The following is a 3,963-nucleotide window of genomic DNA, read 5'->3' as shown; positions in this document are numbered from 1 at the left end:
GCCCAGGCGCGCGGGTCCGGCGCCGCGGGGGCGGGGGCGGCAGGCGCGGGCGGTGCTACCGGGGCGGCGGGCGCGGCCGGAGTCGCGGCGGGCGCCGGCTGCTCGTCCACCGATACGCCGAAGTCCGTGGCGATACCGGCCAGCCCGTTCGCATAGCCCTGGCCGACGGCGCGGGCCTTCCACGCACCGTTGCGGAGGTAGATCTCGACGATCACCAGCGCCGTCTCGCTGCCGAGCTGCGGCGGAGTGAACGTGGCGATCACGCTGCCGTCGTCCGCATTGCGGATCGTCGCCGTGGGCTCGATGCCCTGGAAGGTCTGACCCGCCGCGTCCGGGCTCGCGGTCACCACGATCTTCTCGATGCCCGGCGGGACGGCCGCCGTGTCCACCGTGACCTTGTCGGGCGCCGAGCCACCGCCCGACTGGTAGGTGACACCGGGGCCCGAGGGCTGGTTGAAGAAGATGAAGTCGTCGTCGGAGCGCACCTTGCCGTCGGCGGTGAGCAGCAGGCCCGATACGTCCAGCCGCACCGGAGCGGCGACGTCCACCGATACGCGGGCGGTGGGCAGGGGAATGTTCGAGCCGGGGGTCATAGCTGTCATGACTGGGGTAACGAGCGAGATCTCTTTGCCGTTCCCTTACCCGTGACGAGTTTTCCCTGTCTGCCGTCCGGTTTCCGCCGTACGGCAGACAGGGAGCCCGCCCGGGCCCGAAGGCCCGCCCTTACGCGACCGTCTCCCACGGCCAGTCCGCGTCACGGCCCCGCTCCAGGAGCGGAACCATCCGGAAGGCCGCGTCCGAAAGCCCCGCGAACGTGTGCCGGTTCCGCGTGCCCGACGGGCCGTGGCCCGCCCGGTACCCGGCGAGGTTCCAGGTGTAGACCGGCACGTCCGCCGGCACCTGTGCGGTCGGGTCGCCGTGGGCGCTGTACGTGTACTGCTCGTCGGTGACGATCAGGACCCGGTCGTGCCCGCGGTAGAACCGCCGTACCGCCTCGGTCGTGTCGGTGCCGCCCAGGTCGCCGAAGCGCTCCAGGACCTTGAGCACGGACTCGCCCCGGCGGAACTTCACCGCGGCGCTGGTCGAGCCGAACTGCACCAGATCGGCCTTCGCCGCCCGCATCGCGACCGCCGCGCCGAACACGGCGGCGCCGTCGGCCCGGGTGAGCTGGGAGCGGTCCGACATCTTGGAGAAGAACATCGAACCGGACCGGTCCACCAGGACCAGTGTGCGGCCGGGCAGCTCGGGCACGTTGGACAGCGAGTGCGCGAGCGCCTGCTCCAGCGGGTACGCCCAGCGCAGCGACGGCGCATGCTGGTACGCGGCCAGGTACCGGAACGGGAACTGCCGCGAGCGGCGCACCTGCTCCGGGTCCGAGATCCGGTCCGCCACCACCGCGGCCACGGAGTCCGAGACCCCGGCCTCGTCGAAGTTCCGCAGATTCCGTACGAGCGCCATGGCGCCCATCGACGGGATCACGGCCTCCCACGCGGCCTTGTCCATCGGCCCCTGCAGCCAGCCCGCGAGGGCCTCCCAGGTCATGCCCGCCTCGGCGAGACGTGCGGGACCGTCGGGCGCGGTGACCACCGCGCGCCGCTCGTCGACGGGCAGGCCCATCAGCTCACGGTGCGCGACGAGCACACGGCTCGACGCGGGCGGCACGGCAGTCTCGGGGTTGTGCCGGCGGTCGAGGGCGTACTGGAACAGCTCGCCCTGCCACGGCTTGTCCGCGTCGGGGGCCGCGTGCACCAGGTTGAGGATGTCGCCGAAACGGTACCCCTTTCCCGAAGTGTCGTACTTCAGCAGGGACTTGCCGTGGTAGAGACGGCGCACCGCGTCCCCGACACCGCGCTTGACGGGCTTGGGCAGGGCGCGTCCGTACACCGAGGTCCAGTATCCGAGCAGCTCACCGGGCTCGTCGGGGCGCTGCAGGACGGAGGCGACGACCGAGCGGTTCGACGGCCCGGCCGTGGCACCCGCGTCGAGCCGCGCCTTCACGTACTCGGCGGCGCCGACCAGCGAGGCGGTCCGCATGTTGCCCTCGCCGCGCAGCCAGCCGAGCAGGCTCGCGGTCCACGCCGGGTCCTCGACGGCCAGCTTGCGCACGAGGCGCGCGAAGCGGTCGTCGCGGTCCGTGCCCTTCTCGTAGAAGGTCCGCTGGGAGACGAAATTCGCGACGGCGAGCAGAAAGAGCTCGGAACGCTCCTCGCGCTCGAAGCCCCGGCCGCCCTCGAAGGTACGCAGGGTGCGGCCGGTGGACGTGACACGCGAAGTGCCGCGTGCGCGAATGGACTTGGTGTTGAAGCGTGCCATGAGAATTCCCCCCGAATTCACGGTGTACGGAACGATGTTGTACGGAACGTTGTTGTACGGAATGACGTTGTACGGAATCGCGGGAGGCTTTTCGGCAAGGGGGTGCCCGAGGTCGAAGTCGACGGCGGTGACAGTCAGATGCTCTGACCATTGAGCTACACGACCCGTAGTCGTGACGGGATTCGAACCCGCAACCCTCTGATCCAGGAAGTAACCGCTGCCTGCGCACCGGGCACGTTCCCTTGCTGAAAGGCCTCCCGAGGTCACAATCGGCCGTGCGGCGCAGTTTCACCCGAAGAAGTAGCCGCGGGCCTTCGCACCGGGAGGTGCATCACGTTGTGGTGTCCAGAGATCAGTTCGGCGGAACTACATAGGTGCTCTAACCACTGAGCTACTCCGGCATGAATGCCGAAGGCAGGAATCGAACCTGCGACCGCCCCATTATGAGTGGAAGTAAGTCCTGCCTGCGCACCTGGACGTCTACGACTCTAGAGAGCGAACCGGTAATGACGCCAAGGGTTTTCCCGGTACGCACAGCGAGGCCCGCCCACCCCCCTGGGTACCATCACCCCGAGCCGTACGGGGGAAGGTGGCGGACACGTCATGCAGGTGCTCAGGGATCAGGATCCACGGCAGATCGGTCCATACCGGCTGCTCGGCCGGCTCGGCAGCGGCGGGATGGGCGAGGTCTTTCTCGCCCGGTCGCCCGGCGGCCGCACCGTCGCGGTGAAGGTGGTGCGCGAGGAGCTCGCCGCCAAGGACTCCTTCCGGCTGCGCTTCCGGCGCGAGGTGGAAGCGGCCCGCAAGGTGGGCGGCGACTGGACGGCCCGCGTGCTCGACGCGGACACCGAGGCCGAATCGCCCTGGATCGCCACGGCGTTCGTGCCGGGTCCCGGTCTCGACGCCATCATCGAGCACGAGTACGGTCCGCTGCCCGAGCACACCGTCCTGGTGATGGCGGGCCGCCTCGCCCAGGCACTCACCGCGATCCACGCGGCGGGGCTCGTCCACCGCGACCTCAAGCCGTCCAATGTCCTGCTCACGCTCGACGGCCCCCTGGTCATCGACTTCGGTATCGCCCGCCATCTCGCGCTCGACAACGAACTCACCCGTACCGGCTATGCCTTGGGCTCCCCCGGCTTCATGTCCCCCGAGCAGGTGCGGGGGGAGCCGGTGGGGGCGAAGAGCGATGTGTTCGGGCTCGGCGCGCTGCTCGCGTACGCGGCCACGGGCCGGCGCCCCTTCGGCAAGTCCGAGATCGGGCCGCACGCCCAGATGTTCCGGATCGTGTCCGAGGAGCCGGATCTGGCGGGCGTCGAGGGCGAGTTGCTCGACCTCATCGGCGCGTGTCTGCGCAAGGCGCCGCAGGAGCGGCCCTCGCTGACGTCGATCGTGCAGCGCACAGCGGCGGCCGCCGGGGCCGCCGGCGAGTGGTTGCCGCCGGAGCTCGTCGGGCATCTGGGGCGTGCGGCGGTGCGGCTCCTCGACGCCGACGCGGATGCGCCGCAGGAGTCCACCCGGGCGTCGGCGTCCGGAGTGCGCCATGAATCCGTACGGGAAGACTCCGCCCCGGTGGGGAACGACACCCCGGCCGGCCACGGCAGCGCCGGCCCCCGGAGCTCGGCCGAAAGTCCTGGCGACCGCGGCACG

3 protein-coding genes and 1 tRNA gene are annotated in these 3,963 nt (G+C 70.5%); 1 reads left to right on the top strand and 3 read right to left on the bottom strand.

What is annotated here, in order from left to right:
* From ABT367_RS41100 to ABT367_RS41090, 3 genes are all read right to left on the bottom strand, one after another.
* Positions 1-602: TerD family protein (locus ABT367_RS41100; protein ID WP_352259056.1), on the bottom strand; the 602-nt coding region annotated here is incomplete at its 3' end.
* Between the two features lie 121 nt (positions 603-723).
* Entirely contained in the window at positions 724-2,313 is a 1,590-nt protein-coding gene (locus ABT367_RS41095) for a TROVE domain-containing protein (RefSeq protein WP_352259054.1), read from the bottom strand.
* A gap of 406 nt (positions 2,314-2,719) precedes the next feature.
* Positions 2,720-2,800: transfer RNA gene (locus ABT367_RS41090), tRNA-Met, on the bottom strand.
* Positions 2,801-2,916: 116 nt separating this feature from the next.
* Here ABT367_RS41090 and ABT367_RS41085 point away from each other — a divergent pair.
* Positions 2,917-3,963 (top strand): serine/threonine-protein kinase (locus ABT367_RS41085; protein ID WP_352259052.1); only part of this gene is annotated, 1,047 nt, incomplete at its 3' end.

It is taken from the genome of Streptomyces mesophilus, from assembly GCF_040300965.1.
Lineage (GTDB): Bacteria > Actinomycetota > Actinomycetes > Streptomycetales > Streptomycetaceae > Streptomyces > Streptomyces mesophilus_A.
The sequence above is the reverse complement of the archived record's forward strand: the minus strand, read 5'-3'. Positions and strand labels throughout refer to the sequence as shown.

What these genes read in the sequence shown, in the direction of transcription:
- ABT367_RS41095 (WP_352259054.1), bottom strand. Translation starts at nt 2,313, where the DNA reads ATGGCACGCTTCAACACCAAGTCCATTCGCGCACGCGGCACTTCGCGT.